General features: G+C 60.6%; 16 protein-coding genes and 2 tRNA genes. 9 read left to right on the plus strand and 9 right to left on the minus strand.

What is annotated here, in order from left to right; translation table 11 throughout:
• Positions 1–921 precede the first annotated feature (921 nt).
• The gene (locus tag ABR989_RS16995) at positions 922–1,404 is read left to right on the plus strand and encodes a DUF2924 domain-containing protein (RefSeq protein WP_428130504.1); all 483 of its coding nucleotides are present in this window, start codon (positions 922–924) and stop codon (positions 1,402–1,404) included.
• Entirely contained in the window at positions 1,391–3,079 is a 1,689-nt protein-coding gene (locus ABR989_RS17000; RefSeq protein ID WP_428130505.1) for a recombinase family protein, read from the plus strand. Before ABR989_RS16995 ends, ABR989_RS17000 begins: the two co-directional genes overlap by 14 nt.
• Before the next feature lie 237 nt (positions 3,080–3,316).
• Here the strand turns inward: ABR989_RS17000 and ABR989_RS17005 are convergent.
• Positions 3,317–3,408, minus strand: a tRNA-Ser gene (locus ABR989_RS17005).
• Positions 3,409–3,539: 131 nt separating this feature from the next.
• Between ABR989_RS17005 and ABR989_RS17010 the strand changes: the two genes are divergently transcribed.
• Positions 3,540–4,541, plus strand: coding sequence for an NAD(P)H-dependent flavin oxidoreductase (locus tag ABR989_RS17010; protein WP_428130506.1), 1,002 nt, complete (start codon positions 3,540–3,542; stop codon positions 4,539–4,541).
• A gap of 20 nt (positions 4,542–4,561) precedes the next feature.
• Here the strand turns inward: ABR989_RS17010 and ABR989_RS17015 are convergent, their stop codons facing one another.
• Positions 4,562–5,215 carry a radical SAM protein gene (locus tag ABR989_RS17015; RefSeq protein WP_428130507.1) on the minus strand — a complete coding sequence of 218 codons (654 nt, stop codon included), beginning with the start codon at positions 5,213–5,215 and terminating at the stop codon, positions 4,562–4,564.
• Positions 5,212–6,405, minus strand: a complete 1,194-nt coding sequence (gene larC / locus ABR989_RS17020; RefSeq protein ID WP_428130508.1) for a nickel pincer cofactor biosynthesis protein LarC — start codon at positions 6,403–6,405, stop codon at positions 5,212–5,214. The genes ABR989_RS17015 and larC overlap by 4 nt, the downstream gene beginning before the upstream one ends.
• A 70-nt stretch (positions 6,406–6,475) precedes the next feature.
• On the opposite strand from larC, the gene dksA reads away from it, so the two are divergent.
• The 3 genes from dksA to ABR989_RS17035 all read left to right on the plus strand — a co-directional run bounded on the left by dksA (position 6,476) and on the right by ABR989_RS17035 (position 7,828).
• Positions 6,476–6,835 carry an RNA polymerase-binding protein DksA gene (dksA, locus tag ABR989_RS17025; protein ID WP_428130509.1) on the plus strand — a complete coding sequence of 120 codons (360 nt, stop codon included), beginning with the start codon at positions 6,476–6,478 and terminating at the stop codon, positions 6,833–6,835.
• Between the two features lie 31 nt (positions 6,836–6,866).
• On the plus strand, positions 6,867–7,733 hold the full coding sequence (locus ABR989_RS17030; protein ID WP_428130510.1) for a UTP--glucose-1-phosphate uridylyltransferase: 867 nt from the start codon (positions 6,867–6,869) through the stop codon (positions 7,731–7,733).
• Between the two features lie 22 nt (positions 7,734–7,755).
• Positions 7,756–7,828, plus strand: a tRNA-Ala gene (locus ABR989_RS17035).
• Positions 7,829–8,034: 206 nt separating this feature from the next.
• Here the strand turns inward: ABR989_RS17035 and ABR989_RS17040 are convergent.
• From ABR989_RS17040 to ABR989_RS17060, 5 genes are all read right to left on the minus strand, one after another.
• Entirely contained in the window at positions 8,035–8,424 is a 390-nt protein-coding gene (locus ABR989_RS17040) for a hypothetical protein (protein ID WP_428130511.1), read from the minus strand.
• A 25-nt stretch (positions 8,425–8,449) separates the two neighbouring features.
• Positions 8,450–9,766 (minus strand): DUF1329 domain-containing protein, encoded by a 1,317-nt coding sequence (locus ABR989_RS17045; protein WP_428130512.1) that lies wholly within the window; start codon positions 9,764–9,766, stop codon positions 8,450–8,452.
• 846 nt (positions 9,767–10,612) lie between these two features.
• Positions 10,613–10,972, minus strand: a complete 360-nt coding sequence (locus ABR989_RS17050; protein WP_428130513.1) for a hypothetical protein — start codon at positions 10,970–10,972, stop codon at positions 10,613–10,615.
• Positions 10,973–11,296: 324 nt separating this feature from the next.
• Positions 11,297–12,295 carry a recombinase family protein gene (locus ABR989_RS17055; protein WP_428130514.1) on the minus strand — a complete coding sequence of 333 codons (999 nt, stop codon included), beginning with the start codon at positions 12,293–12,295 and terminating at the stop codon, positions 11,297–11,299.
• Positions 12,288–12,761, minus strand: a complete 474-nt coding sequence (locus ABR989_RS17060; RefSeq protein WP_428130515.1) for a DUF2924 domain-containing protein — start codon at positions 12,759–12,761, stop codon at positions 12,288–12,290. Before ABR989_RS17060 ends, ABR989_RS17055 begins: the two co-directional genes overlap by 8 nt.
• 1,117 nt (positions 12,762–13,878) lie before the next feature.
• Here ABR989_RS17060 and ABR989_RS17065 point away from each other — a divergent pair.
• Together ABR989_RS17065 and ABR989_RS17070 are read left to right on the plus strand one after the other, a co-directional pair.
• Positions 13,879–14,130: a hypothetical protein gene (locus tag ABR989_RS17065; RefSeq protein ID WP_428130516.1), complete on the plus strand. Its 252-nt coding sequence runs from the start codon at positions 13,879–13,881 to the stop codon at positions 14,128–14,130.
• A gap of 4 nt (positions 14,131–14,134) precedes the next feature.
• Positions 14,135–15,145: an integrase core domain-containing protein gene (locus ABR989_RS17070; RefSeq protein WP_428130517.1), complete on the plus strand. Its 1,011-nt coding sequence runs from the start codon at positions 14,135–14,137 to the stop codon at positions 15,143–15,145.
• A 691-nt stretch (positions 15,146–15,836) separates the two neighbouring features.
• Here ABR989_RS17070 and ABR989_RS17075 read toward each other — a convergent pair.
• The gene (locus ABR989_RS17075) at positions 15,837–19,223 is read right to left on the minus strand and encodes an adenylate/guanylate cyclase domain-containing protein (RefSeq protein WP_428130518.1); all 3,387 of its coding nucleotides are present in this window, start codon (positions 19,221–19,223) and stop codon (positions 15,837–15,839) included.
• A 286-nt stretch (positions 19,224–19,509) separates the two neighbouring features.
• Here ABR989_RS17075 and ABR989_RS17080 point away from each other — a divergent pair.
• The coding region (locus tag ABR989_RS17080) for a cobalamin-dependent protein (RefSeq protein ID WP_428130519.1) at positions 19,510–20,110 on the plus strand (601 nt) is incomplete at its 3' end.

The raw sequence follows: 20,110 nt of genomic DNA on the forward strand, positions 1-20,110 counted from the left end.
AGGCAGCAGACCCTCGACCAACGTCGCCGGCTGCACTACTCAACTGCAGCCTCAACCTCAACCCAGATGGGCCAGATCCTCTCTTAAATCGATTGCTGACTTGTCCAAAAGGTTCTGACGACGTACAATCTCGGTTGTTGCCTGCCGATTCCGTAGTCGGGCGGTTGTGGAGCTAGAGAATTTGTAGCATCGTCCCCAGATGTAAGCCCTGAATTGGAGAAGGGGCCGAACCCTTTCGGGCCCGATCCCCTTCCCAGGTCGTAGCCAAAATTACTTCTTGAGTTTCGCCATCTGCGCTCGTGCCGCCGACCCATAGCGTTTACTAAAACACTTGCGGCATCGGCGATCCCGCCGTTTGATGAAACTCGGAGCCAGATCATCGCTCCCGCAATAGCGGCAAACCAGTTTCTCTGATTTCGACTTACTGCCCATCTCCTTCCGGAGCGGCCGTGCGGACTCAGCCGTTTCCCGGTCAGCTTTCTTCCGGGCCGAAGATGGGGAGTGTCCGATCGGTAGTTTATGCCCGCTTCCCTTCGCCAGTTTCGCGTGTTCCATTCGCTCTAAATCTCCTTAAGCCGTAAGGGCTCGCTGGGATGTTTGCTCTGGTCGGCGCGTGAAGCGAGCGGGTTCCCCCGATTTTCCCAACGTCATTCGCGCAAAAGGGTAGTAGGCCGGCTATTGGCGCAGATCGAAGGTCTGCAACGATCAGGGCGATTGGAAGGCGAATGGGAATCGCAGCAGAGAAGACGAGACCTGGTCAGAGCCGACGTCGCCCGAAATCTCCCCCGCATGACTGGCTCCGTGCTGCGAATCGAGCAATGTGTGTGTGTAGTCGGGGCGGCAAATCGCGCGCCTCAAAGGAGGACCACATATGAGGTTGGATACCAAGTTGAAGGTCGCGAAATATCGAGGGCAACTATCATGAAGCGGCGGGCAGCGGCTATCGGCCGCGAGGCGCTCGCCGCGGAAATTGCGAGCCTGTCGAAGCTGGGTATTGATGATCTCCGCGAGCGCTGGAAAGCCATGTTCGGAAAGGCGCCGTCGCGCGATATCAGCCGGTCCTTCCTGACGCGCGCGATCGCATATCGCCTCCAGGAAAAAGCTTTCGGCGGACTCAAGCCCTCGACGCAGCGCCTGCTGGCAGAGTTCGCCGATGACGGCGCTAACGGGTCGGCTTTGGCTGCGGCAGCGTCTCGCATCGTGCGGCCCGGCGCGGTGCTGGTGCGTGAATGGCGGGGTATCAGCCATCAGGTAAGCGTTCTCGAAAAGGGATTTTGTTTCCGAGGCAGGCACTACCGTTCGCTCTCGGAAGTCGCGCGCGAGATTACCGGAACTCGATGGTCCGGGCCGTTGTTCTTCGGCCTCAAGCGATCGCAAGAGGAGAGCCGCGATGGAGCACGCTAAGTCGGGAACACGACGCTGCGCAATTTACACCCGCAAAAGCTCAGAGGAGGGCCTTGAACAGGACTTCAACTCGCTGCACGCGCAGCGCGAAGCGTGCGAGGCATTCATCAAAAGCCAGACGGGCGAGGGCTGGCGGCTCGTCAAAACCGCCTACGATGACGGCGGCCTTTCGGGCGGCACAATGGAGCGCCCCGCCCTGCAACGCCTATTGGAAGATATCCGGCGGAGACTCGTCGACGTGGTGGTCGTTTACAAGGTCGATCGCCTGACCCGCTCGCTTGCTGACTTCGCAAAGATGGTAGAGGTGTTCGACGCGCGCGGCGTTTCGTTTGTCGCAGTCACCCAGCAATTCAACACCACCACCTCGATGGGCCGACTTACGCTCAACGTTCTGCTGTCGTTCGCGCAATTCGAGCGGGAGGTAACGGGCGAACGGATCCGTGACAAGATAGCGGCTTCCAAACGCAAGGGAATGTGGATGGGCGGTGTGACGCCGCTGGGCTATGACGTCCGCGATCACAAGCTGGTGATCAACCCGGCTGAGGCCGCGACCGTTAAACACATCTATGAGCGATATCTCGAACTCGGTTCCGTCCGGCTCCTGAGAAACGATTTGGAGCGCCGCGAGATCGTCTCCAAAGTCCGGGTGTCGAAAAATGGCGTGCAATCGGGAGGCCAGCAATTTTCGCGCGGGGCTCTGTACCAGCTGCTGTCGAACCCGATCTACCTCGGCGAAATTCGCCACAAAAAGGAACGCCATCCGGGGCAACAAGAGCCGATAGTGAGCCGCGAACTCTGGGAGAAGGTCCAGCAGCGCTTGTGCGATCAGGCCGCCACGCATCGCGAACGCCCGACCAAGGCGCCTCCCAGCGCGCTTGCGGGGAAACTGTTTGACGAGAACGGCGAGCCCCTATATGTGCAAGGCGCGGTAAAAGGCGCGCGCCATTATCGCTACTACGTCTCTCGCGGATTGGTCAGGGGGTCGGTACAAGATGACCAGCGCGGGTGGCGCGTAGCTGCGCCGGAGCTTGAGCGAGCCGTTGGCGCTGCGACTCGGCGCATTCTCGGCGATCGAGCGGCGATCGCCGGAGCGATTGAAGAACTCAACATCGATTCGAGCCGATTGCCTTCGATATTCAAGGCCGCCGAGGCTTGGATACAAAGCCTGCGGTCCGAAACGGAAGCCTCACCCGCGCTTGTCCGGCTAATCGAACGCGTCGGACTCAAGCAGGACGGCATCCAAGTTTCGATCAAATTGCCGATCCTGGCCAACGATGAGCGAGATTCCGCGACCCCAACCGAACTTGCCCTCGCTCGATTCGTCCCGATGCGGATGAAGCGGCGCGGGGTCGAGATGCGGCTGATCATTGATGGTGACGCCACACCAGCGGCCCGCGTCGATCTACCGCTGCTCACGGCGACTGCCCGTGCGTATAGATGGTCCAACGATCTGCTGGAGGGCCGGGCGCGGTCGATCGGCGAGATCGCCAGGCGAGAACATCTTACCGGCCGTCACGTGCGACGCATGATGCGGCTGGCGTTTCTGGCGCCCAAAATCGTCGAGGCGATCGCCAGAGGTCGCCAGCCTGCGGACCTCACCACCCTCGCAATGACCCAAAGAATCGATCTGCCCCCGCTCTGGAGCGCGCAGGAGCGTGCTCTGGATGTTCGCTAGACTCACGCGGGCGGAGTTGCTTGCGTTAGGCATTCTTCCCAAGTGCGTACCGGGTTCCCGCAAGATCTTGGCCGGTTCGCAGATGGACCTGCCGAAATCGCGAACAGAGAATTTTGTCGGATTTTCGCGCTCAGCCGCGGCGGATGGCATTCTCCGGGTCCACCGCCGCGCGTGAATCGCGCCCCACGCGCCGATTTAATCGATTCTCCAATAAGTAGGGAAACATGCCAGACTGTATGGCGGAGAGGGGGGGATTCGAACCCCCGAGACCCTTTCGAGTCTACACGCGTTCCAGGCGTGCGCCTTAAACCGGGCTCGGCCACCTCTCCGCACGCGAACGCGATTATGCATCACGCCAACCCGCGGGGCCACAGACGCGCTTGATCGCGCCGCACCGGCCGGACTAAAGATGTCATCAGGAGCCAGTCGCACAGACGGCTCACCATTGGAGAACGTTTCGATGCTGCACACGCCGATTTGCGATTACTTTGGAATCAAGTATCCGATTCTGCTCGCCGGGATGGGCGGAGTCGCGATGCACAAGCTGGTTGCCGCGGTTTCCAACGCCGGCGGACTTGGCGTTATTGGTGCCGCCTCGCTGAGCCCCGACGATCTGCGCGCGGAAATTCGCAAGACTCGCGAGCTCACTGACAAGCCGTTCGCCGTCGATCTACTCGCGCCGATTCCCGACATGATGCGCCCGCACGTACCCGTGATGATCGAGGAAAAGATCAAGGTGTTCGTCGCCGGACTCTCGGTGCCGCAGGAATTCGTCAAGGTGATGCACGACAACGGGATGAAGATCGTCGTGATGTGCGGCAAGGTGCATCACGGCGTCAAGTCGCAGCAGGCCGGCGCCGACGTGGTCGTCGCGCAAGGCACCGAGGCGGGGGGACATACCGGCGAGATCGGGATGCTCTCGCTGGTGCCGCAGATGATCGACGCGGTGAAGCTGCCGGTGCTGGCCGCCGGAGGAATCGCCGACGGACGACAGATCGCGGCGGCGCTCACGGTCGGTGCGCAGGGCGTCGTGATCGGAACGCGCTTTATCGCAACGCCCGAGGCGCAGGCGGCGCCGGGCTACCGCGACGCGATCTTGAAGGCACACGAGGATTCCACCATGCGCACGCGCGCGTACACCGGCAAGACCTGCCGCGTCATCCGCACCGAATATGCGCTCGAGTGGGAGAAGGATCCCTCGAAGATTCAGCCGTTCCCTTTGCAGGCGCTGACTTCGCAACACAACGGAGTCATGAACTTTACGGGACGCGACGGCGACGGCTTCGATCCCAATCGCACATTCATGCCGACCGGACAGGGCGCAGGACTGATTCGCGAGATCAAGCCGGCGGCGGAAGTGTTCGCCGATCTGCTGCGCGAGACCGAGGCGGCGCTGCGCAAAGCGCAGCAGTTGCTGTCGGGCGATCCCGTGCGACAGCATTCTGCGGCGCCGACGCGATGAATTCGGCAGCCCGCGCGCGATCACACGCCGCGGGAAATGCCCGGCCAGATCTGCTTATGCATCTGCAATTGCAGCCGCGCCGGCAATCGATCCTCGAGCATCCACGCCGCCAGCGCGGCAGGCGCCAGTTGTCCGAACACGGGACTCAACAATAGCGCGCCCACGCGCGGGGCAAGATCGCGCGCGACGATTGCGTCCCTGGCCCATTCGTAATCCGCACGATCGGCGACTACGAATTTGATCTCGTCGCGCCGGGTCAGATGGTCGAGGTTGCTCCAAAGATTTCGTTCACATTCGCCGCTGCCCGGACATTTGAGGTCCATGATCTTGATGACGCGCGGGTCGAGCCGGCCGACGTCCACCGCCCCCGACGTCTCGATCATCACGGTCTGGCCCGATTCGAGCATCGCATCCGTCAGCGGATACACGCCCTCCTGCAGCAGCGGCTCGCCGCCGGTCACTTCGACCAGGCCGCAGCGGTAGCCGCGAATTATTTCGGCGACCTCGGCAATCGGCATCTGGCGGCCTTCGTAGAATGCGTACTCGGTGTCGCACCATTTGCATCGCAGGTTGCATCCGGTTAATCGCACGAACACGCATGGACGGCCCGCGTGCGTGGATTCGCCCTGGATGCTGTAAAAGATTTCGTTGACATGCAGGTGTTCGGAAGTCATTTTTCGCCGGAAGGCGCCGGTCCGCGCGCTCGTGCGGCGTCCCGCGCTTCCTCCATCACGACGCGCAGCGCTACTTTGTGCTCCGCGGCGATTCGCCGGCAGTCATCGTATTCTGGCGAAATCGTAGTCGGCTCGCGGCCATGCGCGCCCGATGTCTTGACGCGAACCTTGCCCCATCGCGTCTCGATCTCGTGAATCTCGCGATGCAATTTCAGCCGCTCGACAGCATGAAACCGCAGTCCGATCGTCGAGGTCTCCGCAAAGATAATCTCCGCGATCGCGTCGCGGCGCGCGGCCTCGGCGATCACGCCCAGGGTCACCGCCGGGCGGCTCTTCTTCATCATCGTGGGCGTAATAGTCACGTCGCGCGCACCTGCGGCGAACAGGCGCTGCATCACATGGTCGTAAATCTGCGGGCTAAGGTCGTCGATATTTGCGGATATCTCGATCATCTCGTCGCTGTCGAACGCGGCCCGCTCGTACCCGAGCATCAGCCGCAACACATTGGGCCGATCTTCCAGCTCGCGCGCGCCCGCGCCGTAGCCGATTTTCTCGACTTCGAACGCGAGCGGGAGCTTCGCCGGACGCGCCAGCGCGCGGACCACCGCCGCGCCGGTCGGCGTGACCATCTCGTGCGCACCGTCGCCGATTTTCACCGGGAATCCCGACAGCAACTCCGCCGTCGCCGGCGCCGGCACGGGAATGGCTCCGTGCCGCGAGCGCGCGAATCCGGCCCCCATCGGGAGCACAGACACGATCACGTCGCTGACGCCGAGATGCTCGAGTCCCCATGCCGTGCCGACAATGTCGATGATCGAATCGACCGCGCCGACTTCGTGAAAATGAACGAGATCGGGTGTGATGTTGTGAATCTTCGCCTCGGCTTGGGCAAGCACTTCGAAGATCGAGATCGCGCGATGCCTGACGGTCGCGGCCAGCGTAGAGGCCTCGATCAGCGCGCGAATCTCGCCAAAATGACGCTGCGGCTGTGGCTCCGTCACGGTGACATCGAACTTAAGCGCCGAGATCCCGCTTGAGATTTTGCGCCGGGTCGAGAGCCGATAACCTGCGATCGGCACCGACTTGATCGCGCGCTCGAATTGGTCGAAATCCGCACCGCAATCGAGGATTGCGCCGACGATCATGTCGCCACTGAGGCCGGAGAACGCGTCGAGATAAGCCGTTTTCATCCCGCAACCTTTACATGGTAGCAGGGCGTCGATAGAATCAAAAACTCGGCTCGTGACGGACAGTTCAACCGTGAGGCAAAGAGACCTCAATCTTTTCCGAAAATTGCTCGAAGGCCGCAAACGCGACATTCTCCAGGAATCGGAGCGCGCGGTCGGCACCATGAACCACGAGTCGGAAGAGGCCTACGCAGACCCGACTGATCGGGCCGCGCTCGAATCGGATCGCAATTTCCTGCTGCGAATGCGTGATCGCGAGCGCAAGTTGCTCTCCAAAATCGGCGAAGCATTCGCACGAATCGAAGATGGATCGTACGGGCGATGCGAGGAATGCGGCGGCGAAATCGGGATCGAGCGGCTGAAGGCGCGCCCCGTCACCACGCTTTGCATTGCATGCAAATCGGCACAGGAAGCGCGCGAGCAGAAGACCTGAGTACGCCTCCAACCCGGAAAATCGCACTGCTATGAAAGTAAAAAAGGCGGTCATTCTCGCAGCCGGGATGGGCACGCGGATGCTTCCGTCGTCGAAGGTGATCGCCAAGGAACTTTTGCCGGTGGTGGATACGCCGGCGATCCAGGTCGTCGTCGAGGAGGCAGTCGCCTCCGGCATCGCGGAAATCATTCTCGTCATCAGCCCCGGCAAGACGACCGTCGTCGATCACTTCGAGCCCAACGCGGAACTCGAGCGCTATCTCGAAGCCCGCGACAAACGCGACATCCTTGAACTCGTCCGACGCAGCAACAATCCGGCCAGGATTACGATCGCCGAACAGCGACATCCGCTCGGCCTCGGCCATGCGGTGCTGCAAGCGCGCGAGGCGGTCGGCGATGAACCGTTCGCCGTGATGCTCCCCGACGACATTTTCGATTGCCCGCGGCCGTGCCTGCGCCAGCTCCTGGATGTGGCCGAGACACGTGACGCGCCGGTGGTCGCGCTGCTCAAGGTTGCGCGCAGCGAGATCTCGAAGTACGGCATCGTCGATCTCAAAGCCGTCGGCGAGCGGACTTACGAACTCCGTGGGATGGTCGAGAAACCGTCGCCCGAAAAAGCGCCGAGCGAATTCGCAATCATGGGCCGCTACGTGCTGACGCCCGATATCTTCGAACTGCTGGCCGCGGGTAGGCCGGGCGCTGGAGGCGAAATTCAGTTGACCGACGCGCTGATGGCGCTGACGGGGCGCCGCAAGATTTACGGCTACGAGTTCGAGGGTGTCCGCTATGACCTGGGTGATCGCGTGGGGTTCATCTCGGCGCAAATCGGCTTCGGATTGAAACGCCCCGATCTGGCCGAAAGGTTGCGAGCTTACTTGAAGTCAGTTATCTCACAATAGTAATCGCGTCTCGGTCTTGGATGGGGCAGTAGCTCAGCTGGGAGAGCACTACGTTCGCAACGTAGGGGTCGAGGGTTCAAATCCCTTCTGCTCCACACTTCAGTCTCTTGGTCTTCGCGCATCGCGGAGAATCGCTCGAAAAGCGCGCGTGTGCGCGCGATTTGCGCTCACGCGCGGACCCAGAGAACGCCTAAAGCGCCGCAAATCGGCAGAATCGGCCAAAAGCTATCCGGGCGCGATCTTGCTAGGTCCATCCGTGGGACCGCCGCGATCTCCGGCCGGGGGAAGGCGGCCATTAGCGTCAGATATCTTTGAAGTCGAGTTCACGCTCTGGAATGTCATGTGTCCTGCCATGGGCGACGGCGTCCGTCCAGGTGGAGCGATCGTTCAGGGCGGCATCGAAACGCGCGTCGCTGTAAATGATCGTGAGCCGTTCGTCCTTCCAGAAGTGCGCGTACCAGCCGGGCCGGATGTGCTGCTGGAACAGGGTGATATCTTCCTCCGCGCAAACCACGCGATAGAGGTGCCATCTCCCTGTGACCAGTTCAGCTCCCCTGGATGGCGCCCACTTGAATGGCGGAGAGATAACTGCGCGCTCAACCGGGAGATGGTTGATGAGCCGGATGTGCCCGTCGGCATCGACGGCGCCGGTGAATTTCAGTTTTTGGATTTCGCCGCGAGTGGTGGACATGATGATGACTCCGTATTCAGGGTTCCTAGTGCGCCGCGTTGGACATCGTCACCGGATTGAAAAAATTGTCCGACGCGACGCCCATATTGATGTACCAGCCCTCATGTTCTTCGGTCTCGAATCCCGGCGAGAGCAGCACGGTTGAGAATCCGTTCGTGACGTCTTCATCGACCAGGGCGGTTTGGAACATCCGCTTGAACGGCCAGATGGCGACCCGCGCGTCGGGCACCGGCCGGTCGCGGTACGCATTGAAGGTCGCCAAAGTCTTCCACAGCTTGCCTTCGCGATCGTACTGATCCGACGCGGTGATGAACCATCCTTCGGAGTCGATATAGAAGATTCGCTTTGGAATGGAAACGCCGCTGCCGAGAAGAGAGGTCTGCTTCGCGTCCGCTTCGATCACGTAAACCCGGCGCATCTCCCAGTTTTCGGGACAGATGGTCCGGCCGCCGTCGCCTTCGCATAACTTGGCCGGAGAGTTGGCGGCATTCGCAACCGCGAGCATCGACTTCTCGCCGAGGAGCTTGTAGTTGAAGTCCTCGATTTTCGCGGCGAAGCCGAAGAACGAATCTGGATCGAGGTTGCTCGCGTAAGACGCCGCGCCGCTTCCACCGCCAAAGCCCGCGTCGTACATGCCGAGGACGTCCGAGAGTTCGTTGGCCGATATCCGACGCACACGCCGCGAGCTCGGAGTAGACATCCAGCTGTTGTCCTCGATCTTCGGATCCATGTTGCGATAGCGGATGAGGCCGAATCCGCGCAGCTCTGACGGCTCGAGGACGGGATACGCGCCGAACCGGTAGCGGATTCCGGCAGCGAGCGCGTCGGAATTGGTCGGTATGGGATTGACCTCGGTGCGGCCGGTGTTGTTGTAGAATCCCACGTTGCCGATCGTGAAATGCTCGACCGGATCGGCGGGCGCCGAGCCGGGCCGGTAGCTCGCGAGCTCGACGTTCTTGGCTATCGCATCGTCGGTGTAGAGCGGGCGATAGCTGAAATTCCACATCACTTTCTGCGCGGCTTGAGGATCGTTCGAATCGACGAGCGGAAACGGAAGCCCCGCCGCGTAGCCCTTGAGCGTTCCGTCGGGCGCGAGATTCACCTGCGGCGAATACTTCTCGGTCGCCGACTTGTACGGCGGTGGCCATTCGAGGCGCCCGGTCGGCACGATTTTCATCGTCATGCCCTGTTTCACCAAGACCAGGTTCCCCGGACTCACGAGGTCGGCGACCTTGTCGGCCTGATCCTTCGTGATCGTATCTCCGGGATTCACACCGGCGCTTGGCGAGCTCGCGATCGACAGAGCTGCCAGCGCACTCAGCGCGGTCGCTATAAGCTTCATTTTCACTCTCATCTTCGCGCGCCTCTCAAGCTCCTCGGGCGCCTCGGCTTGCCGAGGTTCGTCGACGAGGTCCCGCTGCTTCGACAGACAGACCGTGTCGTCTAGGTATCGCCAAGGATGAGGTGCACAAAGGCAACAAAGCATGCTCCCCCTCGGAACCCGCGGTGCCGGCTCAACGTGTGAACTAGCACGCGCCTCCATTCCTGCCAATCGAGGGTTGCACCTTTCCTAACGCATCTAGCGGAGGGTGAACTTCTGCAGCACGATCGTCAGCAGACGCAATCGAAAATCAAGACCGGATGGAATTTCCGTTTTTGGACGCCGCCAATTTCGATGCCAACAGCTCCGGTCAGAGCAGTAGCGCAAAAGGGTGCGGCCTTCTGGGACCGGGAACGAAGAAATCATTTGGCGGGGCGGCGATGAGCACTCATGACGGTGCAAAACGAGTAGGTTCGGCAGTGCAAGGCGAATTCTAGGCGATAAGATTCTCTGCAGCACTGCTGCTTTAATCTCGTCTCGAATATCTCGCCAAATCCGTGGACAATTGTCCGAGCAAAAACGATTGAGGGGCCCCGGGTTCAAATCCAGCTTGGACCACATTTCAGTCTCCAGATTTTTGGAGATGTCAGAGAATTGATCGAAATCGGCGCGTGTGCGCGCGATTCGCGATCGCGCGCGGACCCGGAGAGCGCCCGAGACGGCGGGAATAGCCAGAATCGGGCAGAACCTATCCGGGCGCGATTTTGCTAGGTCCATCCGTAAGGCCATGGGATCGCGGGAATTTGCCGAGCCGACGCGGCCGAGCACGCTATCTTGTCCACCCTGGAAATCAGGCCGGGCGGGGAATTAGCGCATGCCGAGCACTTGCTCCAGCGCGCTCCAGAGCAAGGGGAGATCGATCCGACGCGTGAGACCGATTACGGTGAGGTCCAATGGCTGGCGGCCCGCGGCGATCGCCTCGACGATCCTTGGTGACAAAAACCCAAGCTGAAGCAGCCGCCGCAATGATCGGCCATCGAGCCGTTCCCGTTTCGCTAGCTCGTCAACAGACTGAGCGCGGCCTGCGATCAGGTCTTGCGACCACCTGCGGGCGCGGGCAACGGCCTTGAGCAGCGGAAGGTCGACCCGGCTGGGCGTGGAGTCGCCTTCGAGCACCATCCGCATTTCGACACCGCGGCGCTTCATCTGCATGGGGAGTAATTTCATGAGAGAAAGATGATCCGTAGGTGCACGGCCCCCCGTTTCAGCAGGTGGTAGTGGCAACTTCAACGAGAGCCGGAAACCCTCGCGGCTGAGGTCGACGCGCTCCGTTAGCTCGCTCAGCGCTGGTGCGGCTTCCGTATCGGACCGCAGACGTTCAACCCACAGCCGAGCAGACTCGAGAAACGGTTTCAGCCGATCAGGGTCTGTGCTGGACTCTTCAAGCGCGAGCGCGATCGCCGCACGGTCGCCGAGAATCTCCCGAGCCGCAGCAGAGACGGTCTGCTCGATTTCGGGCGCGGATATCCGCCACGCATGTTCTGCGTCTTTCTACTCGCCTCTGACCAGTCTTCGAGAAACGTAATAGCGGTAGCGGCGTTGGCCTTTTGCTGCGCCCTGTACGTACAGCGGCTCGCCGCTCTCGTCGAATAGCTTGCCCGCCAGCGGACTTCGCGGCGCCTCGGTCTTGCGGCCTTCACCCTGCCTGACCGCCCGGCTGCGTAGTTGCTGTTGGACCCTCTCCCAAAGATCGCGGCTAACAATGGCGTCGTGCTGTCCCGGATGGCGTTCATTCCGATGTCGGATCTCGCCCACGTAGATCGGGTTGGAGAGCACGTTGTAGAGCGCACCGCGCGAGAACGGCTTGCCTCCCCGTGTATTGCCCTTCCTTGACGCCCTGGCGGCCGACACAATTCCGCGGCTGTCCAAATCCTTCTTCAAGAGCCGGACGCTGCCGATTTCGAGATAGCGCTCAAAAATATGCCGTACGTTCTTGGCTTCGGTTTCGTTGACCAGCAATTTGCGCTCACGGACGTCGTATCCAATCGGAACAGAACCTCCCATCCACATTCCCTTACGCTTGGAGGCGGCGACCTTGTCGCGGATGCGTTCGCCGATGACTTCGCGCTCGAACTGCGCGAACGACAGCAGCACGTTCAGGGTGAGTCGGCCCATCGAGGTGGTGGTATTGAACTGCTGGGTGACCGCCACAAACGATACGTTATGGGCGTCGAATAGCTCGACCATTCTGGCGAAGTCGGCGAGCGACCGGGTCAGGCGATCGACCTTGTATACGACCACGACATCGATCGAGCCCTCGCGAATGTGCGACATGAGCTGCTGTAACGCAGGTCGCTCTATCGTACCGCCCGAGAAGCCCCCGTCGTCGTAGGCCGTCTTGATCAACTTCCAGCCCTCGCCGGCCTGGCTCCTGATGAACGCCTCGCACGCTTCGCGCTGTGCGTGCAGCGAGTTGTAGTCTTGCTCCAGTCCTTCTTCCGAGGACTTGCGGGTGTAAATTGCGCAACGCCTGATCGGGGCGCTAGCCATTGGCCACCTCCTTGGCTCGATGCTTCAGGCCGAAGAACAACGGTCCCGACCAGCGGGTGCCGGTAATCGCGCGCGCTACTTCCGAAAGCGATTTGTAACGCCGACCGCGGTAGGTGACGTCATTATCGAGTACGACGACCCGGTGCCTGACGCCTCGCCACTCCCGGATCAGCACGGTCCCTGCACTGGCCCGCCGTTTCGCAATGCCCTCCTGACCAATCTCTTCGCGGCCATCGCAAACACGGTCAAGGATCCGTTGCGTGGATGGCTTGAGACCACCGAAAGCCTCTTCCTGGAGGCGGTAGGCGATCGCCCCAATCAGAAGGGCCCGGCCGATATGGCCTGACGGCTCATTGCCATACAACCTCTTCCAGCGCTCGCGAAGGTCCTTGATACTGGCCTTCGATAGACCCGCGACCTCCGCGCTGAGCGCACCACGATCCAGAACGGGCGCCCGCCGCTTCATGATCGTTTCTCTCGATGTTTCGCGACCTTCAGCTTGGCATCCAAACTCATATGTGGTCCTCCTTGAGGCGCGCTATCTGCCGCCTCTACCACACACACACATTGCTCGATTCGCGGCACGGAGCCAGTCGTGTGGGGCAGGAAATTTCGGCCAATATACGCTCTTACCAGGTCTTGTCTTCTCTGCTGCGATTCCCATTCGCCTTCCAATCGCCCTGATCGTTGCAGACCTTCGATCCGTGCTAATAGCCAGCCTCTACCCTTCTGCGCCAGTGACGTTGGGAAAATTGGGGGAAACCACTCGCTTCACGCGCCGACCAGAGCAAACATCCCACGGAGCCCTTACGGCTCAAGGAGATTTAGTGCGAATGGAACATCCGAAATTGGCGAACGGAAGCGGGCATAAACTACCGATCGGAAGTTCCCCATCCCCGGCCAAGCCGGATCAGAAGGATGCGGCGCGGTCGGCCGGTAAGAACGCGGTCCGGAAAAAGGCTGCCCCGAGAAAGGCCCAGCCTGCACGGCCGATCAGGAAGGAGATGGGCAGTAAGTCGAAATCGGGCAAACTGGTTTGCCGCTATTGCGGGAGCAATGACCTGGCTCCGAGTTTCATCAAGCGGCGGGATCGCCGATGCCGCAAGTGCTTTAGCAAACGCTACGGATCCGCGGCGCGGGCGAGCAAAGTGAAGGTCAAGAAGTAGCTTGGCCACCAGCTGGGAAGAAGGACCGGGCTCGAAAGGGCTCGGGCCTTTTCCGCTTAGAGCTTCGTCCGAGGGGCGAGCGAACGCCCCGCCGGAATCGCGAATGCTCTATCAATAAGGCGGTCGCAGCCTCACGAAACTGAGGAACGACGGTGAGTCAAAAAAGGCACCAGATTGCTAAGGTGGTCAGGGGCTTCTGATGGCATCGGCTCGCATCCGATCGGATAGGAAAATGCGAGGGTTTCCCAAATCGGGGAGCCCTCGCATCGTATCGGATTTGCTCGCCTCAGACACAAAAAGACACTTTTTTTGCGGGAACCGCCTGCGCTTGGCGAAGTTGTCGGTTGCACGGATAACTCAATGTCGATGAATCTCCGCCACGGGCCGCCGCTCTCGCGCTAGTGGGCCGGCATTTTGATGGACCATTCACGCAACGCGGGCCCAACCCGCCTGCCAAGACAACCCTCCACTATGGGCAGGCTTTTCGCAGAGCCGTTTTTGAACGGCGATTCTGGCCACGCTTTTGCGCTACGACAGACCGGAATCGGTTGTGAAAAAGTCGTGGTGATTCTGGCCGGTTGGCTTCGGCTGTGGCTACTAAAAATTCCGAATGCGCCGAAAAGTCTGGAGTTTTTGGATTCACTGACGCAATATCGCCGGCATGCTTAAGCTCGTGCGATCGATCGTTTCTCGGCTTGTCTGCCGATTCCGTAGTCGGGCGGTTGTGGAGCTAGAGAACCTCGCCCTGCGTCATCAGCTGCACGTTCTTCGCCGGCAGCGGCCGGGTCGACCCCGGCTGTTCGCGATCGACCGCTTGCTCTGGGTCTTGCTCTACCGATTGTGGCCGCGCTGTCTGGAAATGATGGTGTTGGTCAAGCCGGCCACGGTGATCCAATGGCACCGTCAGGGATTTCGCCTGTTTTGGCGATGGCGGTCGAGATCCGGACGGCCGTCAGCGGATCGAGAGATTCGCAATCTGATTCGGCAGATGAGCAGCGCCAACCCGCTCTGGGGTGCGCCCCGGATCCACGGTGAACTGCTCAAGCTCGGCATCGAGGTCAGCCAAGCGACAGTCGCCAAGTACATGGTGCGAAGACGGGGAACACCTTCTCAGAACTGGCGGACTTTCCTGCGCAATCACGCCGAAGGCATCGCTGCGATCGATATGTTCGTTCTGGCGTCCGCATCGTTTCGGCTGCTCTACGTGATGGTCATTCTGGCCCACGATCGCAGGAATATCGTACGCACTGCCGTCACCGAGCATCCGACCGCAGCCTGGCTCTCGCGCCAGGTAACCGAAGCATTTCCATGGAACACGGCGCCCCGGTATCTGCTGCGCGACCGTGACGCATCGTATGGCTCGGACTTCCGCAGCCGGGTCGAAGCGATGGGCATCGCGGAAGTCATCACGGCGCCACGCTTCCCGTGGCAGAACGCTTATGTCGAGCGCGTAATCGGTTCGATTCGCCGCGAGTGTTTAGATCACATCGTGATCTTCAACGAGCGTCATTTACGCCGAGTCCTGTCCTCGTACGTCGACTACTACCAACGCACCCTCACGCATCTATCGCTCGAGAAGGATTGCCCGGACCCGCGCCCGATCATGCCACGCAGGATCGGAAAGGTGATCGCCATCTCTCAGGTCGGCGGCTTGCATCATCGCTACGAACGCCTCGCCGCCTGATTCGTCCCGGGTTCGTGCTCACCAATCGTTGCGCGTCGGCCGGTACGCCGTCGTGTCACGATCTATGTATCGGAGGTCTTTCGATCTCGATCAGGTGAGCCGCTTGTGGTTCAGATCGCAGCCCCTCTCTTCTAAGCACATCGATTCGATGGCGATTCTCGCATACGACTCAGAAGCGGAAGCGCAAAATGGGTTGCGTTTCAACCCAACATTTATATATCAAGCTTTACCCAAGCAGCCATGACAAGATTAGGTACGATGCTGAATTCAGAAGATGACGAACCTTTTTCTTCGTGCTCTGAGCAGAGGTGGAAGACCAGGTTTCGTTGGGCGCTGAAACACCTGCGGGACGAAGACCGCATCAAATATTCAGGGACATGGAGAGCGGACGCGAATCCCCTTCGAATTGCTCCGCTGGAACTCCTGACTGGGGAAGTGGAGGTGCGAGAAGACGGAGAAACGAGAGTAAGATATCTCTGAAGCGACGGTTCCCATAAATATAGAGTTGTATTGAGCGGACAGTCAATTTTAACAAAGCGAGGATGACATGGCGACAAACATTTCCCTTAGGGGAGCTTTGATCACAACAGCGACCGCGTTCGGCTTGATGGTAGTTAGCGGAATCGTCGGATTCTTGAGCCACGCCTATCTTGAGATCTGATTTGAAAATGATGCTCCCCTGATTTCTCAGCTACGCGTTCAGTCCAGCGAGCACCGACTTGGCGTCTTTCAGGTCCGCGGTGTCGATGCCCTCGGTGAACCAGTTGGAGATTTCGGCGAGCATTGTGCGAGCCTGGTCGCGTTTGCCTTGCTGGTCGAGCAGGCCGGCGAGGCTGGTTGTCGCGCGGAGTTCCCACGAGCGCGCCTGTTGCCGCACCGCAATCTCGATCGCACGCCGGAAGCATCGCTCCGCTTCGGCTGCACCGTCCGGCAGGATTAGCATCGTCTGGCCGCGGAGCCGGTGAATTTCCGCTTCGAGCAATCGATGGTCCATTTGCTCACTCCGCTGAGCCGCCAGGTCGAGTTCTCGCAGACATTCATCGGGACGCTTCATCATAAGGTACAGTTCCGCAAGCAGCACGAATGAGAACGAGTAGATCAGGTCAGCGTTACTGGCGGCCAGATGCTCGGCGGACTCTTTCATCATCGTGAGGCCGGTCGTCAGCGCAGCTTCATCACCCCGATAGTATCCTTCGCCGGCAATCGTGCGCGCGAGGCACATTTTTCCCGCCGCCAGCCAATACGGAAATCCGTATTCGGTCGAAAGTTCGATCAGGGTTTCAGACCGGGACCGCACATCCGCGTACTCGTGCCGGAAATGATTGAGCACGATCGCGTACAGGTGAACAAATGCAAGGCTGAAGGGACGGCGGAGCTGCGCCGCCATATCGTCTGCCTCGCGCATGCGCTGTCTCGCCTGCTCCGGATGCCCGCCTATATGCAGCGCCCACGCGAGATGGCAGCGCGACGGTATGACCGGCGCCTGCATCGACGGCAGATAGCGCGGAATGTCGCGATTGTAGATCTTGGCGACCATCTCCTGGTGTTCACGCGCCGCGGAAAACTCGCCCATCCAGAGTTGCGTCGATCCCATCGCGTTGTGCGCACCTGCTGTCGCAAGATCGCTTTGCATCCTGGCTGCCATGGCCAGCAACTGCTCCGCGATGACGCGGCTCTCGCGCAGTTTCCCGCTGGCATGATTGAAGCTCCACACACCAAACAGCACGCCGAAAGTTTCGGGCGTCTCACCGGCGCGGCAGCAGAGTTCCTGCGTGCGCGCGATGGTGCCCGCGATCTCCGGCGACGAAAAACCCTGTACCGCGACGATCAGCGGTCCCAGCATCATCTGTATCTTCAGCTCGCGTTGATCGCGTTCCCGCGATTCGGGCAGCTCGCCTATCCGCAGCAGTGCCTCGCGCGCGTACCGTATCGCGTCGTTGTATGCAGAGCGGATCCCCGCTTGCTCCGCCGCACGGCTCAGGTATTCGATCGCCTTGGGCGCGTTGGCGCTGTGGCCGTAGTGATGCGCCAGGTCGGTCAGGTGATCGTCGAGCGTCGCCGCGAACATCGCTTCGAGCGCCAGCGCCGTGCGCTCGTGAAGAATCCTCCGCCGCTCCATCAGCACGGAGCCGTAAGCAACTTCCTGCGTCAAAGCGTGCTTGAAGGTGTATTCGTTTTCGGGAAACGCGGGTTGTTCATAGATGAACTCGGCTGCCTGCAGGTTCGAAAGCATCGGAGCGAGTTCATGATCGGGCTTGCCGACGACGCGCCGCACCAGGCCGACCGGAAATTCCTTGCCGATCACCGCGAGCGATTGCAGCAAGTCTTTGTCCGCCGGCGCGAGCTTGTCGATTCGCGCGGCCAGGATGCCCTTGACGGTCGAAGGTATCTCGATCGAGGTGAGCGGCTTGGCAAGTGACACCGTACCGTCTCGCACGAGCGCGCCCTGGTCGAACAGCACCTGCACCATTTCCTCGATGAAAAATGGATTGCCCTCGGTGCGCTGGATGATCGCCGCCTTGAGTGGATCGAGCGCGGCCGCTTCGCCCAACATTGCCGTCAGCAGCTCGGCAGCATTGTCGGGCCCCAGTGGATCGAGCCGCAACTGAGTGTAGTAGGTCTTGTTGCCCCAGTTGTGGCGATACTCGGGCCGATAGTTGACCATCATCAGAATTTGCGCGGTACCGATCGAGTCGGCAATCAGGTTCAGGATCGCTTCGGACTCCGTGTCGATCCAATGCAGATCCTCGAAGATAACGATCAGCGGTTGGTTCATGCTCTCGCGCACGATGAGACTCTTGACCGCCTCGCGCGTGCGCCGGCGTCGAATCGAAGGATCCATTTCGTCCAGCCTTGCATCGCCGGACCGAATCCCAAGCATCGCGAACAGATGCAGCAGCGTATCTTCCAGCGCACGGTCCAGCGACAGCACCTTGCCGGTAACTTTCTCGCACCGCGTCCGCTCGTCGTCGCGATCAACAATTCGAAAATAGCTCTTGAGCAGATCCAGCACCGGCAGATACGCCGACGCTTTGCCGTGCGAGAACGAGAACGCCTCGAGCACCAGGCACTCGCTTTGCCCGCGCATCTTGAATTCGTAAAACAGGCGCGACTTGCCGACTCCAGCCTCGGCCATCGCCGCAACGATCTGGCCGTGTCCGCCGCGCGCCAGCTCGAGCGCCTTGTCCAGCTGATCCAGCTCCGCGCGCCGGCCCACGAACTTTGACAACCCGCGCAAAGCCGACATCTGCAGGCGCGTCCTGAGTGGACCGATCCCGATCACCTCGTACACGTTGATCGGATCGCTGACGCCCTTGATTCGCGCCGCGCCGAGCGGCTTCAAATCGAAGTAGCCGGCCGTGAGTTTCTGAGTCTGCTCCGTGATGACTATTGACCCTGTCGGCGCGAGCGTTTGCATCCGCGCCGCGAGGCTCATCGAGTGCCCAATCGGCGTGTACTCGGTGTGCGCATCATCGGTCCGAATCGAGCGGACCACCACTTCGCCGGTGTTGAGTCCCACCCGGATTTCGACCGGCGGATTTCCCGCCGCGCGCAGGCTGGCCGAATACCTGGCCATGCCCTCCTGCACGCGCAGCGCAGCGTAGAGACCTCGCTGGGCATGGTCTTCATGAGCGACCGGCGCGCCGAACAACGCGAATATTCCATCGCCGGTGGATTGCACGATGTAACCGTCGTAGCGATGCACAGCGTCGATCATCAGCTTCAGGGCGGGATCGATAAGTGCGCGGGCCTCTTCGGGATCGAGATCCTCCATCAGATCCATCGATCCCTTGATGTCGGCAAACAGCGCCGTGACCGTCTTGCGTTCGCCATCGGTCGCGAGCGCCTCGGGCTGCTCGGGCGCGACGCGAACTCCATCTCCCGGGGCGGGTGAAGCCGATACATCGGAGCCAAGCGAGGCGTGCCCACCGAGCGGGGCGGCGCATTGCGCGCAAAATTTCGCATCAGGCGCGTTCAGACGAGCGCATTTTGGACACGCCCGACTGAGGGGCGTCGCGCACTGATTGCAGAATCTCGCGTCTGCGGCGTTGTCGGTACCGCACTTCGCGCAACGCATTTGCGACTACCTTCCCGGAAGCAGATAGCCAAGTATCGCTACTGGACGCTCCAATTCATAGACGCGAACCTGGACAGCGCTTCAAAACGCGCCGAATGCTGCACGATCAAATCGATCGGACCATTGCAGTGTGGCGAACAATGCCTGAACGCAGCTTCATCTGGTCTGTGGCGAATTGCTGATTCGTGGGGAAATCAGTAATTCGCCACACACAGGCAGCGGCATCTTCACAAACTCCGGATTTGTCGCCCGTGATGTCGGATCGCCGGCACGGCTGAGGTGCGATGTGTTCCCCGACGGGAACTCGCGCAATCGGCGTCCGGCGAGTAGGCTCACACCTGCTGGCGAAGGGCGATGCGGGCACAGCACGGGCTCGGAGCGTTGGCAACGACCAGAGGTGGCCATGCTGGTATTTCTAATCCATGTTCGCGACCCGCAATTTTACGCCGTGCCGGCGGACGGCCGCGCGAAAAACGGCAACCTGCGCATTATGGGGTTCCCGCCGATCGGCATCATGTCGCTCTCCGCGGTGCTCAAGCGCGCCGGCCATGAATGCGTGATGTTCGACCAGGCCAACCCCGAGACTCCAAACCAGGTCATCGTCGAGCAGATTCGCATGCGGCGGCCCCAACTGGTCGGGTTGAGTTTTCTGAGCACGACCAGTTATCCCTACGCCAAGATTCTCGCCCGCCAGATCTGCGCCTCAGATTCCAAGGTCAAAGTCGCCATTGGCGGCGTCTTCGCGACGCTGAACGCGCCGCTGGTGAAACTGCAATGCAGCGAAGTGGATTTTGTCTGCCGCGGTGACGGTGAGCAGTTGATTCTCGACCTGGTTGAGCAGCTCGACAATCCGGCGGCTGTCGCCGGGCTGACCTGGGCGCGAGACG

It is taken from the genome of Binatus soli (SeqCode), assembly GCF_050015535.1.
Classification (GTDB): domain Bacteria; phylum Desulfobacterota; class Binatia; order Binatales; family Binataceae; genus Binatus; species Binatus soli.